This is a genomic window from Achromobacter sp. FW305-C-13 (assembly GCF_058783475.1).
Genome location: NZ_JBYSYN010000004.1, coordinates 187,323 through 203,047 on the forward strand (window position 1 = coordinate 187,323; position 15,725 = coordinate 203,047).

Here is a 15,725-nt window from a genome sequence, read left to right on the forward strand (position 1 = left end):
GTCGGCCTCCTACTTGTTCGCGCTGTCTTTCCAACGCGCCATCAGCGTGTTGGACGGCAAGGTCTCGTCCAGCAGCTTGGCGGCGGTTTCACGGCCCGCCACGGGCAGCCCCTTCGGGTCCAGCAGGCCCACCTGCACCAGCACGCTGGCCTGGTCCCAGTAGATGTGCTCGTGGTAGAGCTTGTCGCCCCGGAATTTCACGATGGCGATCAGCGGGATCTCCACCGGCCGGCCCGTAGGCGCCACACCGGGCAGCAGCCAGTCGATCTCGGTGGTATGCGTGAAGCAGAACAGCAGCTCGTCCACGATCTGGGTCGCGCCGACGGTGCGTGACAGCGGGATCAGCCGGGTATCCGGCGGGTTGCTGTTGACGAAATGGTGCTGGTAGAAGCGCGACAGCTCCTTGTGGCCCACGCCGCCCGTCATCGTCGGGATATGGTTCACGTAGGGTTCGGCCACCATCGTGGCCATGGTGGCGGCCACATCGCGCGTGCCGAATTCATATTCGCAGTGCTTGTCCCACAAGGCCGAATAATCGAACTCCGGGCCGATGGCGCGCTGCAGGGCCGCCATGCTGCGCTGGTGCGCCATCAGGGCCGACGGCTTGTCGTAGTGGTCCCCGCCGGTGCGCGCGAACGCGTGGTCCATGCCCGGATACACGTAGAGTTCCACGCCCGGCTTGCCGCCCAGCGCGGCGAGGATGCGCTGGCGTGCCTCGGGCGGACAGAAGCCATCCTGCTCGGCAATGTGCAGCACCAGGCGGCCGCGCAGGTTGGCCGCCTCTTCCAGGCTGCTTTCGATGCCCACGCCGTAATAGCCCACGGCCACGTCCACATCGGTGCGGCACGCGGCCAGATAGGCCAGCTTGCCGCCCAGGCAGTAGCCCAGCACGCCCACCCCGCCCTGCTGCTCGGGCAAACCGCGAAGCGCGGCGAGCGTGGACGCGATGTCTTTCAGGCCCAGCTCCACGTCGAAGCCCTGATAGAGTTCGAACGCACGCGGCATGTCGGCAGGGCCATCGGTTAGCTGGATGCCGGGCTGCTGGCGCCAGAACAGGTCGGGCACCAGCACCACGTAGCCCTCTTCGGCCAGCAATTGCGCCGCACGGCGCATGAAGTCGTTGACGCCGAAGATCTCCTGGCAGAGCACCAGGCCGGGGCCGTGGCCCGCGGCCGGCACGGCCAGGTAGGCGCCAAAGGACTTGCCATCGTGCGAGGCAATCGTGATCTCGCGCGTCGTCATGTTCTGGGTCATGCGGTTCTCCTGTAATGCGTGATGCGTATTGCGTGAGGCACGCCGCCTTACTTCATCTGGCACGAGGCGGCGAACGGGTCCTGGTACTGCGTCAGCACGGTGCCCGACAGCTTGTTGGCCAGCTTGCCATCCGCGCCCGCCTCGACGACGCGCAGGTAATAGTTCTGGACCGGATACTGGTTGCGGTTGAACGTGAAGTCGCCCCGCACCGACTTGAAGTCCGCACGCCGCAATGCCGGGCGTAAGGCGTCCGCTTCCAGCTTGCCGCCCGTCTGGCGCACGGCGCTGTCCAGCAGCATGGCCGCGTCATAGCCCTGCGAGGCGTACAGCGTGGGGCTGCGGTTGTAGGTCTTCTTGAAGTCTTCGACGAACTTGCGGTTGGCCGGGTTATCCAGGTCTGCCGCCCACTGCGACGTGTTGCGCAAGCCCTGGATGGGCGCACCCACCGCCGCGATCGTGTCCTCGTCGCCCGAGAAGCCGGGGGCCAGCAGCGCGATGTCCTTCGACAGGCCCGCGCCGTTGAACTGCTTGATGAAATTCACGCCCATGCCGCCGGGCAGGAAGAAGAACACCGCATCTGGCTTGCTGGCGCGCAGCCGCGTGATCTCGACCCCGTAGTCCAATTGGCCGAGCTGGGTGTAGATCTCTTCGGACAGGCCGCCCTTGTACAGGCGCTTGAAGCCATTGAGCGATTCGCGGCCGCCGGGGTAGTCCGGTGCAATCAGCGCCACGCGCTTGTAGCCCTGGTCGGCGGCGTACTTGCCCATGGCCGCGGGGATGTCCTCGTTCTGCCAGGCCACCGCGAAGAAATTCGGATTACAGCCCGCGCCCGCGTAGTTTTCCGGGCCGGTATTGGTGCTGAGATAAATCGTGCCCGACTGCAGGATGGCCGGCATCACCGGCAGCAGCACGTTCGAAAACACGATGCCCGTCATGATGTCCACGCGATCGCGCTTGAGCAGCCGTTCCACCGCCTGGCGGCCCGTGTCCGCCTTCTGCTGGTCGTCGGCCACCACCACTTCCGCCGGCAGGCCGCCCAGCTTGCCGCCGGTATGCTGCAACGCCAGATTGAAACCGTCGCGGATCTCGTTGCCCAACGCCGAACCGGGTCCGGACAGCGTCGTCAGCAAGCCCACCTTGACCTTGTCGGCCGCCGAGGCCCCCGCCGCGGCCGCCATACAGACCAGCGCCGCCAGCGCACGCCGGCTCCAGAGATTTCGATTCATGAGCCACCCCGTTTGCACCGCCAGCCGCGCTGGCGGAAAGCTGACAGAACCCGTCTGCCGTCGGTTTACGCATGCTGCCGATCCACGTCGCCACCTAGCGTATGCCGCCGGGCGGCGCCGCTCTATCCGAATACGGTCAGTTTTATCCGGGATTCACTTAATTCCCAAGCCGGGACGATTAAATTACTCTGGCCGCAGATACGGGAGCGTTCCCGTCCCGGAGGCATCCATGCACGGCTGGTCCCGACTCACGCTTGCGCCCTTGCTCAAACGGCGCGTGTTCAGTTCCACCCACCAGGACGAGACGCGCACGCGCGTGTCCGAAGCGCTGAAGGAACACCGCCTGACGTGGAAAGGCGGCCGCGTGGACGCCGAACTGAACCGGGGCCGCTTCGGTTCGCTGACGGTCTGTACGTTGCGCTACGGCGCCGAAGTCCACATCGAACCCGATCGCCTGCAGGATTTCATGCTGGTGCAGGTGCCGCTGCGCGGCCGCGCCTGTATCGAATGCGGCGACGAGCGCGTCAACGCCAACCCCGATTGCGCCGCCGTCATCGCCCCCAACCGCCCGCTGCGGCTGCACTGGGAAGCCGGCTGCGAACAGCTGCTGCTGAAGATCCCCCGCGGCAAACTGGAAGCCATCGGCCAACGCGCCTTCGGCGACGCCGCCACCCGCCCGCTGGACTTCAGCCCCGCGCTACGCCTGGACAACCCCATCGGCGCCGTCTGGCGCAGCATGATGACGGGCCTGATTCACCTCTTGCCCACCCTGGACGACGGCGCCCCCCGCCCGCCCGCCGCGTGGCTGGAACACATGGAAGACAGCCTGATCCTGCACCTGCTCTACAACCAGCCCAACACCTGGCAGACCCAGTCCGGCCAAACCCCGGCCGTCCCGCGCCGCCTGACGCTGGCCGAGACCTACATGCGCGACCACCTGTCCGCCCCCCTCACCCTGACCGACATCGCCCGCCACGCCGGCGCCAGCGCCAGCGCCCTCACCCGCCTGTTCCAGGAACACCGCGACACCACCCCCATGAACGCGCTACGCGCCCTGCGGCTGGACACGGCAAGGCAACAATTGAAGACGAACGCCACCGCCAGCGTGACCGAGGTCGCGCTGGGTGTCGGGTTCGGACATCTGGGAAGGTTTTCGGAGTACTACCGCGAACGGTTCGGCGAACTGCCAAGGGAGACGCGACGCGGTTGATGGGGGTCGGTTCGCGGGGGGAGATGATGGGTTGCGCGCGTTGGGCAACGGTTCAATATTGACGACCCGAGCGCGCTCCACCCATCCTACGGATGACGAGCAGCGCCACAGAAGAAGGCCAGCAGCGTCATATGTAGAGGATCGGCAGCACCAAGTCCGAAAGGACCAACAACGTCACGACGCAAGACGCTGCGTACGCTCCACGAGGCCGCCCGCGCGGCCGGCATGGAGCGGGCCCCGCAAGATATTCCACCCAACCCAGACGTTGGCGCGAGCCCTAAGCACGCAGCCCGCCCCGGCGGACGCCAGGTTGTCAATCACGCAGCCCGGCGCGGGGGTGGCCTGGGGTGCGAGGGGAGTCGATAAGCCCGAGGGAATCTGAAGGCAGTTGCCGTAGGCAACAACGAAGATGACAAAGGGGAAGTCCGGAGCGAAGGCTCCGGACCGCAATCGTTGACCCGAGTCACCCCAGGCCACCCCCGCGCCGGGCGTCAAAAGAACCCACCCCATCCCCCTCGCAAAACAATCAAGCCCCCGGCACCACAGCCGTCACCTCAATCTCCACCTTAGCCCGATCCTCAACCAGATCCGCCACTTCCACCGCCGTCATCGCCGGAAAATGCCGTCCGATGAATTCCCGGTAGTGCTTGCCGATCGCCGGATACGCCGCCACGTACGCATCCTTATCCGTGACGTACCACGTCATCCGGACAATGTGCTCGGGCTTCGCACCGCCTTCGGCCAGGATGGCGACAATGTTCGACAGCGTCTGGCGGACCTGGTCCGCCAGGTCATCCGATTCGAACTGCTGCTGGCCATTCCACCCCACCTGCCCGCCCACGAACACGAGCTTGCTGCCCACCGTCATTTCGGTAAGCACGCCATTCGAATAGCCCCGGGGCGCCATCCAATCCGGCGGTTGCAGAATCTTCATAACGTCTCATCCTATTTTTAAAAAAACAAACTACAGGGTGGCCCCGCCGCTTACGCCGCGGCAGCCAGATAAGCCTGCATGCGTTCCCGCAAGTCCGCAGGCAGCGGCATGGACTTCATCGTCCGCAAATCCACCGTCACGATCGTCAGCGTCGCCGACAAGCGCAACTGGCCGTCAGGCCCCTCGAAACGCACCAGCGCCTTGAACGACGCCCCGCCGATACGCTGCACTTCCAGCGTCTGGCGCAGGCGCTCGTGCCAACGGCTGGGCGCGCTGAAATCGCACGTCACCGACGCCATTGGCGTGCCGATGTGGCGCTCGACATGCAGCGCGTGGAACGGCAGCCCCATGCCCTTGTCGAACCATTCTTCGACAAAGTCGTTGATCATCTCGAAATAGCGCGGGTAGAAGACAATGCCCGCGGGGTCGCAATGACGGAAGCGGACTTCTACCTGGCTGATGAAAGGAGCGGCCATGATGATTTCCCGGTTGCCAGTTCAAGCCATCTTGCGCAGCGCGAAACGTTGCAGCTTGCCCGTTTCGGTACGGGGCAGAGCCGCCACGAATTCGATCGCGCGCGGGTATTTGTACGGCGCGATGCTGGCCTTCACGAAGGTCTGCATCGCCGCCACGAGTTCGTCGCTGGGCGCGTAGCCCGGCTTGAGCACCACGAACGCCTTGACCAGCTGGCCGCGCTCGTCGCACGGCGCGCCCACCACGCCGCATTCCGCCACGGCCTCGTGGCGCAGCAGCGCGTCCTCGACTTCCGGACCGGCGATGTTGTAGCCCGCCGACACGATCATGTCGTCATTGCGCGCCTGGTAGAACAGATAGCCTTCGTCGTCCTGCATGAAGGTGTCGCCCGGCAGGTTCCAGCCGCTTTGCACGAAGCGGCGCTGGCGCTCGTCGGCCAGGTAACGGCAGCCCGTCGGGCCCTTGACCGCCAGGCGGCCCACCGTGCCGTTGGGCACCGGATTCATGTCGTCGTCCACCACTTGCGCCACATAACCCGGCACCACCTTGCCGATGGCGCCGCGCTTGACCGATTCCGGCGGGCTGGACACGAACACGTGGATCATTTCCGTGCCGCCGATACCGTCGATCATCTCGATGCCGCTGGCCTGCTTCCACAGCTGGCGGGTAGCGTCCGGCAGGGCTTCCCCGGCCGACACGCTCTTCTTCAGTGACGACAGGTCGAACTTGCCGACCAGTGCCGCCATCTGGCGGTAGAACGTGGGCGCCGTGAAGACGATGGTGGCGCGGAAGTCCTGGATCAGTTCCAGCAGGCTTTCCGGCGTCAGCTTTTCGGCCAGCACGGTGCTGGCGCCCACGCGCAGCGGGAAGCACAGCAGACCGCCCAGGCCGAACGTGAAGGCCAGCGGCGGCGTACCGCAGAAAATGTCGTCCGGGCCCGGCTTGATGACGTGCTTGGGAAAGAGGTCGCACATCGCCAGCACGTCGCGGTGGAAGTGCATGCAGCCCTTGGGCGAACCCGTGGTGCCGCTGGTGAAGGCGATCAGGCACACGTCATCGGACGCCGTGTCGCAGGCAGCGAAATCGTCCGGCTTGGCGGCCGCCAACGCGTCCAGCGCATCCGGCGCCGTGTCGTTGAAATACATGACCTGCGACAGACCGGGGCAATGGTGTTCGTGATCCGGCTGGGCGCAGAACTGCGCTTCGTCCTTCAGGCGGGCGTCGCACAGGACGGCCTGGATCTGGGCCTTCTCGATGATCTGCTTGAGTTCCTTGGCGCGCAGCAACGGCATCGTCGGCACCGTCACCAGGCCCGCCTTGATCGCGGCCAGCCAGGACGCGGCCATCATCGGGTTGTTCGGTCCGCGCAAAAGCAGGCGGTTGCCGGCGACCAGCTTCATGTCCTCGGTCAGCACGCGCGCGATGCGGTTGGTCAGCGCGGCCAGTTCGCGGTAGGTCATGGTGGCCGGCTTGCCGTCCTGGCGCCAGCGCAGCGCGACGCGCTCGCCGAAGCCGCGGTCGACCATGGCGTCCACAAGTTCGACGGCGCAATTGAACCGCTTCGGATAGGCCACGTCGGGGCCGTCCAGCAGGAATTCTGGCCATTGGTCGCCCGGGGGCAGGTTGTCCCGGGCGAAAGTGTCGATGTGGGCGGATGCTTCCATAAGATTCCCCTTGCTATGCGATGCGGTGCGGTGTGGTTGGCGTTGCGGAATGGCGAGGGCTCGATGGCCCCTTATGCCTTCAGCAATTCACGGGCGATGATCAACTTCTGCACTTCGGTGGCGCCTTCGTAGATACGCAGCGCTCTGATTTCCCTGTAAAGCTTCTCCACCGGCATCCCCGACACTACCCCCGCGCCCCCGAACATCTGGAGCGCGCGGTCGATCACGGTCTGCGCCGACTCCGTGGCCATCATCTTGGCCATCGCCGCTTCACGCGTGGTGCGCAGTTTCTGCACGTCGCGCATCCACGCGGCGCGGTACGTCAACAGCGCCGAGGCATCGATGGCGGTCGCCATGTCGCCCAGCGCGGCTTGCGTCAGTTGCAGGTCGGCCAGGGTCTGGCCGAACATGCGGCGCGACTTGGCGCGCGCCAACCCTTCATCCAGCGCCCGGCGGGCAAAGCCCAGCGCGGCCGCCGCCACCGATGCGCGGAAGATGTCCAGCGTCATCATGGCCAGCTTGAAACCCTGGCCCGCGTCGCCCAGGCGATGCGACACCGGGATGCGGCAGTTGTCGAAGGTGATCGTGGCCAGCGGATGCGGTGCGATCAGTTCGATGCGCTCGCTGACCTCGAAACCCGGGGTGTCGGCATCCACGACGAACGCGCTGATACCGCGCGCGCCCGGCGCCTCGCCGGTACGGGCGAAGACGACGTAGAAGTCGGCGATGCCGCCGTTGGAAATCCAGGTCTTGGCGCCGTTCAGCACATAGTGGTCGCCGTCCAGCCTGGCTTCGCAGGCCAAGGCGGCCACGTCCGACCCGGCGTCCGGTTCGGACAGCGCGAAGGCGGCGATCTTCTCGCCGCTTGCCACGCGCGGCAGGTAGCGCTGGCGCAGCTCGTCCGAGCCCATCAGCGAGATGGCGCCGCTGCCCAGGCCCTGCATCGCAAACGCGAAATCGGCCAGCCCTTCATGGCGGGCGAACGTTTCGCGCAGGATGCACACGGCGCGGGAATCCACTTCCGACAGCGCGCCGCCCCAGGCGCCACCGGGGCCGCCCGCAACCGCGTAGCGCAGCCAGCCGGCCTGGCCCATGGCCTTCACCAGTTTCTTGCACGCCGCATCCGCGTCGTGATGATCCACGTCGCCCAACGATTTCTCGCACCAGGCGTCGACGTCATGCGCCAGCTTGCGGTGCGCGTCGTCAAAAAAGGGCCAGTCCAGCCAGCTAGCGTCACGCATCATCAGTTCCCCTCGAAGACCGGCTTCTGCTTGGCCACGAAGGCCTCGTAGGCACGGTGGAAGTCGCGCGTCTGCATGCAGATGGCCTGCGCCTCGGCTTCGGCCTCGATGGCTTCGTCCACGCCCATATTCCATTCCTGATGCAGCAGCTTCTTGGTGACGCCGTGGGCGAACGTCGGACCCGCGGCCAATTGCGCGGCCAGCGTCTGGGCGGCTTCGCCCAGCTTGTCGGCGTCATGCAGGGCATTGAAAAAGCCCCAGCTGGCACCCTCGTCGGCCGTCATGGCGCGGCCGGTGTACAGCAGTTCAGAGGCGCGGCCCTGGCCGATCATGCGCGGCAGCAAAGTGCACGCGCCCATGTCGGCGCCTGCCAGGCCCACCCGCGTGAACAGGAAGGCGGTACGCGCGGCCGGGGTGCCCAGGCGCATGTCGGACGCCAGCGCCACCATCGCGCCCGCGCCGGCGCAAACGCCGTCCACCGCGGCCACGATGGGCTGCGGGCAGGCGCGCATGGCCTTGACGAGGTCACCCGTCATGCGCGTGAAGTCCAGCAGTTCCGGCATGGTCATCTTGGTCAGCGGACCGATGATCTCGTGCACGTCGCCACCCGAGCAGAAGTTGCCGCCCGCGCCCGTCACGACCACGACCTTGACGTCCGTGGCATACACCAGCGAGCGGAATAAGTCGCGCAGTTCGGCGTAGGAGTCGAACGTCAACGGGTTCTTGCGTTCCGGTCGGTTCAGGGTGACGGTTCCGATCTTGCCGTCGGCCGACACCTGCCACAGGAACGTCTTGGCCTGATAGCCGGCCAACGGACGCTTGTGGTGCTTCATGGTGTGCTCTTCGGACTGGGTGCTCATGGTGTCTCCGTTCGTTATCCTGGGGTTGATGGGTCGCGCCGGCCTCAGCCGGTCATCACTTCGCCGCCATCCACGGCGATCGCCTGGCCGTTGATGGAGGCGGACGCCGGCAGCGCCAGCCAGGCCACCGTCTCGGCCACTTCCTCAGGCTGCACCAGGCGGCCCTGCGGGTTGCGCTCGGCCAGCTTGGCCCGGGCGGCTTCCGGCGTCATGCCGGTCTTGTCCACAATATTGGTCACCGCGCCACGCACGATGTCGGTTTCGGTGTAGCCGGGGCACACCGCATTCACGGTGACGCCCTTCTGCGCCGTTTCCAGCGCCAGCGACCGGGTCAGGCCGATCACGCCGTGCTTGGCGGCGCAGTAGGCGCTGACATAGCCATAGCCGATCAGGCCCGCCGTGCTGGCCACGTTGATCACCCGCCCCCACTTTTCCTGCAGCATGCCGGGCAACGCCGCCTGGATGCAGTGGAACGTGCCCGTCAGGTTGACGGCGATCATCTGCTGCCAGAGCGCCGCGTCGGTGCGGTCAAAGCGCTGGCTCACCGCCTGGCCGGCGTTGTTCACCAGCACCAGCACCGGGCCGAATTCCACTTCGGCCTGCGCGAACGCCGCGCGCACCGAGGCTTCGTCGGCGATGTCCGCGCTGACGGTCTGCACCTGGCCCAGGCTGGCCAGGCTGTCGGCGGCCGCCTCCAGGGACGCGCCGTCGCGGCCCAGCAGCGTGACGCGCGCGCCGCGCGCCAGGAGCGAACGCGCGCTGGCCAGGCCGATGCCGCGGGCGCCGCCCGTCACCAGCGCATGGCGCCCGGCAAGGGGTTGCGGGGAAGTCGTCATTTGATATCCAGTTGCGCCATGGCAGCGGCGCGTTCGAAATTGGTTTCCAGCTGGCGCTTGCCGGCGAAGTACTGGCTGGGCCAGGCCACGTCGGTATAACCCACCCGCGCCGCTTCGCGCAGCGTCCAGGAGGCGTCGGCCAGATGGGGACGCGCCAGGGCGCACAGGTCGGCGCGGCCCGAAGCGATGATGCCGTTGGCATGGTCGGCTTCGAAGATGGCGCCCACCGCGATGGTGGGGATGCCGGCTTCGTTGCGCACGCGGTCGGCGAACGGGGTCTGGAACATGCGGCCGTAGACGGGCTTTTCTTCCTTGCTGACCTGGCCCGACGAGCAATCGATCATGTCGGCGCCGGCCGCCTTGAAGTGGCGCGCGATCTCTACCGCGTCGTCTGCGGTGATGCCGCCTTCGACCCAGTCGCTGGCGGAAATCCGCACGGACATGGGCTTGTCTTCGGGCCACACGGCGCGCACGGCGTGGAAGACTTCCAGCGGGAAGCGCAGGCGGTTCTCCAGGCTGCCGCCGTATTCGTCTTCGCGGCGGTTGGTCAGCGGCGAGATGAAGCTGGACAGCAGGTAGCCGTGGGCGCAGTGCAGTTCCAGCCAGTCGAAGCCGGCTTCGGTGGCGCGGCGGGCGGCGGCCACGAAGTTGTCGCGCACCGCATCCATGTCGGCGCGCGTCATGGCGCGCGGCGTCTGCGACACGCCTTCGATGTAGGGCAAGGCGGAGGCCGACAGCAGCGGCCAGTTGCCTTCGGCCAGCGGGTGGTCGATCTTCTGCCAGCCCAGCTGGGTTGAACCCTTGCGCCCGGCGTGGCCCAACTGCACCCCGATGCGGGCGTCGCTGTTGCCGTGCACAAAATTGACGATGCGGGCAAAGGCCTGGGTCTGCTCGTCGTTCCACAGCCCCGGGCAGCCCGGGGTGATGCGGCCGTCGGGCGACACGCAGGTCATTTCAACCATGACCAGGCCGGCGCCACCCATGGCGCGCGCGCCCAGGTGCACCAGGTGGAAGTCGCCCGGGACGCCGTCGGAGCAGGAATACATGGCCATCGGCGACACCAGGATGCGGTTCTTCAGCCGCACTCCACGCACCTGGTACGGCGTCAGCATCGGGATGGCGGGACGCTTGCCGGCTGCCGCCGGTGCGCCGGCGCGCTCCGCGATCCAGCGTTCGAAGCCTTCCAGCCAGGCGGGATCGCGCAAGCGCAGGTTTTCGTGCGAGATGCGCTGCGAACGGGTCAGCAGCGAGTAGGCGAATTGCTCGGGTTCCAGTTCCGCGTAACGCTCGACGTTTTCGAACCATTCGGTGGAATTGCGGGCGGCGTTCTGGATCTTCAGCACTTCCACGCTGCGCACTTCCTCGTAGTGCTTCAGGCCGGCTTCCACGCTGCCTTCCGCGCCGCTCAAGCAGCGGGCAAGCTCGATGGAGTCTTCCAGCGCCAATTTGGTGCCGGAGCCGATGGAGAAGTGGGCAGTGTGGGCGGCGTCGCCCATCAGCACGACGGGCACGCGGCGCTGGCCGCGAGCGGTCTCCAGCGTGTTCCAGTGCACCCAGGTGTTGCAGATGACGCGCGGGAAGCGGATCCAGATGGCCGAGCCGCGCAGGTGCGAGGCGTTGCTGATCAGCGCATTGCCGTCCAGCCAGGGCGCGAACAGCTTTTCGCAGTAGGCGATGCCCTCTTCCTGGCTCATCTGCTCGATGCCGGCGGCCTGCCAGGTTTCCTCGGGCGTTTCCACGATGAAGGTGGACATGCCGTCTTCGTAACGGTAGGCGTGAGCCTGGAACCAGCCGTGCTCGGTCTGTACGAAAGCAAAGGTGAACGCGTCGAATACTTTTTTGGTGCCCAGCCAGACGAAGCGGCAGCGGCGCTGGTCGATGTCGGGGTGGAAGGTATCAGCGTAACGGGTACGGATCTGGCTGTTGATGCCGTCGGAGGCAATGACGAGGTCAGCGTCGTATTCGCGGGCGATGGCCTGGTCGTCCTGGACGAAGTTCTCGAACACCAGCTTGACGCCGACGTCTTCGCAACGCGCCTGCAGGATGTTCAAGAGCTTCTTGCGGCCGATGCCGATGAAGCCATGGCCGCTGCTGCGGATGCTGCGGCCCTTGAAGTTGATGTCGATGTCGTCCCAATGGTTGAACGCATCGCCGATGGTCTGGGCGGAAACGGGGTCTGCTTCACGCAGGTTCTGCATGGTGGCATCCGAAAACACCACGCCCCAGCCGAAGGTGTCATACGGCCGGTTGCGTTCGATGACGGTGATTTCGTTCGCGGGGTTCTGCAATTTCATCAGCAGACCGAAATACAGGCCGGCGGGACCACCGCCGATGCAGACTATTTTCATTGCCGTAACGCTCCGAGGTACGCGACAGTCGCTCGTTTATCGGGAGCGGGGCGCCGCGGATATTTAGGTCTGGATAGTTTAGGCTTGAAATATATACCTGAAGTGGGGGGATCGCAAATGGGGGAAATCTATTAGGGCTTTGGGGAATGGGGGACGGGGCGTGGGGCGGTTAACGGCGTTGTAGGTTCTCGTAGGTCGCCCATCGGCGCTGTCGGCGTGACGGCGCGCGCCCACGATTGCGGTCCGGAGCCTTCGCTCCGGACTGCCCCGTCGTCATCCTCGTCCGCCTTCGGCTCCCTTCGGATTCCCTCGGGCGCATCAAGGTTGCGCGCCGTCACGCCGACAGCGCCGACAAGCTACGGAAGTCTTGGGTCGAGGCGCTGTTAGGCCGCTGTTTACTGACGAGTGCTGCGGGCCCGCCGATTGGCGCCGCCCGGGCGGCGCCAATCGGCATACGCGTCTGGTGTCGTTGGGGTGGTGGTCGCTCGCGCGCGGGTGGGGAGGAGCGACGGGTGGCGTTCGTCATTCGTAGGATGGGTGGAGCGCGGCACATCCGTCATTAGGATGATGACGCCTGTCGCGCGTAACCCATCGGGGTGGCATGCATGGATGATGGGTTACGTGCGGCATACATTCGCGTGCCTATGCCGACCGGTACGCACTCCACCCATCCTACGGTGCATGGACAGATACGTAGGGGCAAAGTACCTCAAACCCAAACCACATCTTCACGACGCAAGACGACGCGTAAGCTCCCCGAGGCCGCCCGCGCGGCCGGCCGGGAGCGGGCCCCGCAAGATCCTCCACCACCCAAACACCGGTGGAGAGAACCTTAAGAAACCCGTTCTCCCCTGCTGACGCCATCGTGCAACTGACAGAGCCCGGGGCGACGGTGGCCTGCGGGGCGCGGGGCGTCGATAAGCCCGAGGGAATCTGAAGGCAGTTGCCGCAGGCAACAACGAAGATGACGAGGGGGCAGTCCGGAGCGAAGGCTCCGGACCGCAATCGTTGACCCGCGCCCCGCAGGCCGCCGACGCCCCGGGCGTCTCAAGAACCCACGCCCGCGACAACACAAAACGCCGTCAAGCCCTCCCCCGAAGCCACTCCTCCAATTCCTTAGCCGGCAACGGCGGCGAAAACAGAAACCCCTGCCCCGCCGCACACCCCTGCTCGATCAAGAACCGCCGCTGTTCCTCATTCTCGACGCCTTCGGCTACCACCGGCAGGCTCAAGCTCTCTCCGATCCGAATGACGGCGCTCGTCAATGCCCGCGCCGCGTCATCGCTTTCCAAGCCTTGGACAAAGCTGCGATCCAGCTTCAGTTCGTCCACGATCAGGCGCCGCAAATGTCCCAGGCTGGAATACCCCGTTCCGAAGTCGTCCATCGACAAGCGCACGCCCAGGCGATGCAGTTCGGCAATCGTCCGTAGCGTGCCGGCCGTAGCGTCCAGGACCACGCCTTCGGTGATCTCCAGCATCAGGTCGGCAGGCGCCAGGCCGAACTCGGCCAGTGTGGCCGCGATCATCCGGGGCAGGTTCAGGTTGTGGAAATTCGTGGCCGACAGGTTCACCGACACCGACGGCACCTTCAATCCGTTGTTGCGCCACGTCGCCAACTGCGAGCATGCCTCGCGCAGCGCCCAGTCGCCCAGGTCGCCAATCAGTCCGCACTCTTCGGCCAGCGGCACGAAACGCACCGGCGAAATATCGCCGAGCGTCGGGTGGCGCCAGCGGGCCAGCGCTTCCACCCCGTACAGGCTGCCGTTCTTCAGGCCGACCTGCGGCTGGTAGTGCAGGCGCAGCGCCTTGGCTTCCAGCGCGTCGCGCAGAGCCGCTTCCAGCGCCAGGCGTTCTTGCGCCTGGCGGTTCATTTCCGCGCTGAAGAAAGAGATCCGGTTGCGGCCCGCCGTCTTGGCCTGGTACATCGCCATGTCGGCATGGCGCAGCAACGTATCCATGTCGCGCCCGTTTTCCGGGAACACGCTGATGCCGATGCTGACCGACGGGTTCAGGGTGATGCCACCCACCGAGAACGGCTGGGCCAGCGCCACCAGGATGTGTTCGGCGGCGGCCGTCAGCCGGCCGTGCTCGAAGTCCGGCATCATCATCACGAACTCGTCGCCGGACAGCCGGCCGACGATGTCGGTCGCCCGCGCCAGGCGGCGCAAGCGCTGCGCCACGTCGCGCAGCAAGGCGTCGCCGATGGGATGGCCCAGGGTGTCGTTGACCTGCTTGAAGCGGTCCAGGTCCAGGAACAGCACCGCCACGCGCTTGCGTTCCGGTTCGGCGCGCGCCAGGGCCTGCTCGGCTTGGGCCAGCAGCAGGTTGCGGTTCGGCAGGCCGGTCAGCTCGTCGTAGAACGCCAGTTGGCGGATGCGGGCGCGGGCTTCTTCGCGTTCCAGCGCCAGCGCGCACAGGTAGACGCACACATCCACCAGGCGATGGTGGAAGTCGTCGGGCAGGCGGCGTTCGCGGAAGTAGAAGCCGAACGTGCCGATCACCCGCCCGTCGCTGGATTTGATGGGCGAAGACCAGCAGGCCTTGATGTCGTCGGGCAGCGGCAGGTGGCGGTAATCGTCCCACAGGGGGTCGGTGGCGATATCGGGCACGATGACGGGGCGGCCCAAAAACGCGGAAGTGCCGCAGGCGCCCGATTGCGGGCCTATCTTCACGCCGTCCAGCGCATCGCTATAGGCGGGCGGCATGCTCGGGGCCGCCAGTGGGCGCAAGTGGCCGGTGTCATCCACGCGCAGCACGGTGGCAGCCACTTCGGGCGCCAGGCGCTCGACTTCGCGGCACACCATGTTCATGACCTCGACGACCGAGGCCTCGTTCACCATCGCCTGCAGCACGCGGCGCTGCAGCACTTCATGCACCTTGGTGGGGGTGATGTCGGTCAGCACGTCCACGATGTTGACGAGCGTGCCCCGGTCGTCGAAGACCGAGTTGGCCATGACCGACACCCATAGCGGCTTGCCGCAGCGGTCGTAGACCAGCACGTCCTTGTGGTACCCCTCGCGGCAGGCGATGCGGCGGTCCAGTTCTTCGCGGGTGCCGCCGTCGGGCCGGCCGCCGGCCAGCAGTTCGCCCAGTTCCTGGTGCACGGCATCGCCCCGGCCGAAGCCCAGCATGCGCTGGAAGCCGTCGTTCACATAGACGATGCGGCCATCACTGCCGGACACCGCAACGGCGTTGCCGGTTTCGTTGATGCCCAGGAGCAGCAGGCGGATCTCTTCCTGCCGCTCGGCATCGGCAATCGACTTGCGCGAGATGACTGAAATGCGCACGACCTCGCCATCATCGTCCTTCAACGGCAGATAAGTGGCCTCGATCCATAACGATCCGCCGTCCTTCTTGCGGTAGCGGCAGGTGCCCGAAAAATGCTCGCCCTGGAGCAGCCGGGCCCAGATGCGTTCTCCGCTGGCGATGCCCTTGCCTTCGTCCATGCTGTCGCACAGCATGTCGTGGCGCAGCGCCAGGGCCTCCTCCAGGGTGTACCCCGCGGCAGCCAGGAAATTGGCGTTGGCGTTCGACAGCGAGCTGCTCGCATCGAAATCGAACAGCAGCAGCGCCCGATCCATCGACGTCAGGTAATTGCCCGCATGCCACGCGGCGCCCTGGGGGCCCGCGCTCGAAACGCCTACATGAGTATCAAGCATAAGGGGCTCCATGCCGGAA

At 66.1% G+C, this 15,725-nt stretch carries 11 protein-coding genes; 1 reads left to right on the plus strand and 10 read right to left on the minus strand.

Annotated features, from left to right (window positions below; all coding sequences use genetic code 11):
* Positions 1-9 precede the first annotated feature (9 nt).
* Together AC3WMU_RS24510 and AC3WMU_RS24515 are read right to left on the minus strand one after the other, a co-directional pair.
* Entirely contained in the window at positions 10-1,254 is a 1,245-nt protein-coding gene (locus AC3WMU_RS24510) for a dienelactone hydrolase family protein (protein WP_006226618.1), read from the minus strand.
* Positions 1,255-1,301: 47 nt separating this feature from the next.
* A complete protein-coding gene (locus tag AC3WMU_RS24515) occupies positions 1,302-2,480 on the minus strand; it encodes an ABC transporter substrate-binding protein (RefSeq protein WP_035213881.1) in 1,179 nt (392 codons plus the stop codon).
* Between the two features lie 229 nt (positions 2,481-2,709).
* On the opposite strand from AC3WMU_RS24515, the gene AC3WMU_RS24520 reads away from it, so the two are divergent.
* On the plus strand, positions 2,710-3,690 hold the full coding sequence (locus AC3WMU_RS24520; protein WP_492283086.1) for an AraC family transcriptional regulator: 981 nt from the start codon (positions 2,710-2,712) through the stop codon (positions 3,688-3,690).
* Between the two features lie 526 nt (positions 3,691-4,216).
* Here the strand turns inward: AC3WMU_RS24520 and AC3WMU_RS24525 are convergent.
* The 8 genes from AC3WMU_RS24525 to AC3WMU_RS24560 form a co-directional block, all read right to left on the minus strand.
* The gene (locus AC3WMU_RS24525) at positions 4,217-4,624 is read right to left on the minus strand and encodes a RidA family protein (RefSeq protein ID WP_006226614.1); all 408 of its coding nucleotides are present in this window, start codon (positions 4,622-4,624) and stop codon (positions 4,217-4,219) included.
* Positions 4,625-4,674: 50 nt separating this feature from the next.
* Positions 4,675-5,100, minus strand: a complete 426-nt coding sequence (locus AC3WMU_RS24530) for an acyl-CoA thioesterase (RefSeq protein ID WP_006226613.1) — start codon at positions 5,098-5,100, stop codon at positions 4,675-4,677.
* Between the two features lie 21 nt (positions 5,101-5,121).
* Complete coding sequence (locus AC3WMU_RS24535) at positions 5,122-6,762, minus strand: AMP-binding protein (RefSeq protein ID WP_006226612.1); 1,641 nt, start codon at positions 6,760-6,762, stop codon at positions 5,122-5,124.
* Between the two features lie 71 nt (positions 6,763-6,833).
* Complete coding sequence (locus AC3WMU_RS24540; protein ID WP_280030016.1) at positions 6,834-8,003, minus strand: acyl-CoA dehydrogenase family protein; 1,170 nt, start codon at positions 8,001-8,003, stop codon at positions 6,834-6,836.
* 2 nt (positions 8,004-8,005) lie between these two features.
* Positions 8,006-8,863, minus strand: a complete 858-nt coding sequence (locus AC3WMU_RS24545; protein ID WP_006226610.1) for an enoyl-CoA hydratase family protein — start codon at positions 8,861-8,863, stop codon at positions 8,006-8,008.
* 44 nt (positions 8,864-8,907) lie between these two features.
* Positions 8,908-9,699 (minus strand): SDR family NAD(P)-dependent oxidoreductase, encoded by a 792-nt coding sequence (locus AC3WMU_RS24550; protein ID WP_006226609.1) that lies wholly within the window; start codon positions 9,697-9,699, stop codon positions 8,908-8,910.
* Positions 9,696-12,047 carry a bifunctional salicylyl-CoA 5-hydroxylase/oxidoreductase gene (locus AC3WMU_RS24555; RefSeq protein WP_424626623.1) on the minus strand — a complete coding sequence of 784 codons (2,352 nt, stop codon included), beginning with the start codon at positions 12,045-12,047 and terminating at the stop codon, positions 9,696-9,698. Before AC3WMU_RS24555 ends, AC3WMU_RS24550 begins: the two co-directional genes overlap by 4 nt.
* Positions 12,048-13,129: 1,082 nt before the next feature.
* On the minus strand, positions 13,130-15,706 hold the full coding sequence (locus AC3WMU_RS24560) for a sensor domain-containing protein (protein ID WP_081534441.1): 2,577 nt from the start codon (positions 15,704-15,706) through the stop codon (positions 13,130-13,132).
* Positions 15,707-15,725 lie beyond the last annotated feature (19 nt).

What these genes read in the sequence shown, in the direction of transcription:
- AC3WMU_RS24510 (WP_006226618.1), bottom strand. Translation starts at nt 1,254, where the DNA reads ATGACCCAGAACATGACGACGCGCGAGATCACGATTGCCTCGCACGAT.
- AC3WMU_RS24515 (WP_035213881.1), bottom strand. Translation starts at nt 2,480, where the DNA reads ATGAATCGAAATCTCTGGAGCCGGCGTGCGCTGGCGGCGCTGGTCTGT.
- AC3WMU_RS24520 (WP_492283086.1), top strand. Translation starts at nt 2,710, where the DNA reads ATGCACGGCTGGTCCCGACTCACGCTTGCGCCCTTGCTCAAACGGCGC.
- AC3WMU_RS24525 (WP_006226614.1), bottom strand. Translation starts at nt 4,624, where the DNA reads ATGAAGATTCTGCAACCGCCGGATTGGATGGCGCCCCGGGGCTATTCG.
- AC3WMU_RS24530 (WP_006226613.1), bottom strand. Translation starts at nt 5,100, where the DNA reads ATGGCCGCTCCTTTCATCAGCCAGGTAGAAGTCCGCTTCCGTCATTGC.
- AC3WMU_RS24535 (WP_006226612.1), bottom strand. Translation starts at nt 6,762, where the DNA reads ATGGAAGCATCCGCCCACATCGACACTTTCGCCCGGGACAACCTGCCC.
- AC3WMU_RS24540 (WP_280030016.1), bottom strand. Translation starts at nt 8,003, where the DNA reads ATGCGTGACGCTAGCTGGCTGGACTGGCCCTTTTTTGACGACGCGCAC.
- AC3WMU_RS24545 (WP_006226610.1), bottom strand. Translation starts at nt 8,863, where the DNA reads ATGAGCACCCAGTCCGAAGAGCACACCATGAAGCACCACAAGCGTCCG.
- AC3WMU_RS24550 (WP_006226609.1), bottom strand. Translation starts at nt 9,699, where the DNA reads ATGACGACTTCCCCGCAACCCCTTGCCGGGCGCCATGCGCTGGTGACG.
- AC3WMU_RS24555 (WP_424626623.1), bottom strand. Translation starts at nt 12,047, where the DNA reads ATGAAAATAGTCTGCATCGGCGGTGGTCCCGCCGGCCTGTATTTCGGT.
- AC3WMU_RS24560 (WP_081534441.1), bottom strand. Translation starts at nt 15,706, where the DNA reads ATGCTTGATACTCATGTAGGCGTTTCGAGCGCGGGCCCCCAGGGCGCC.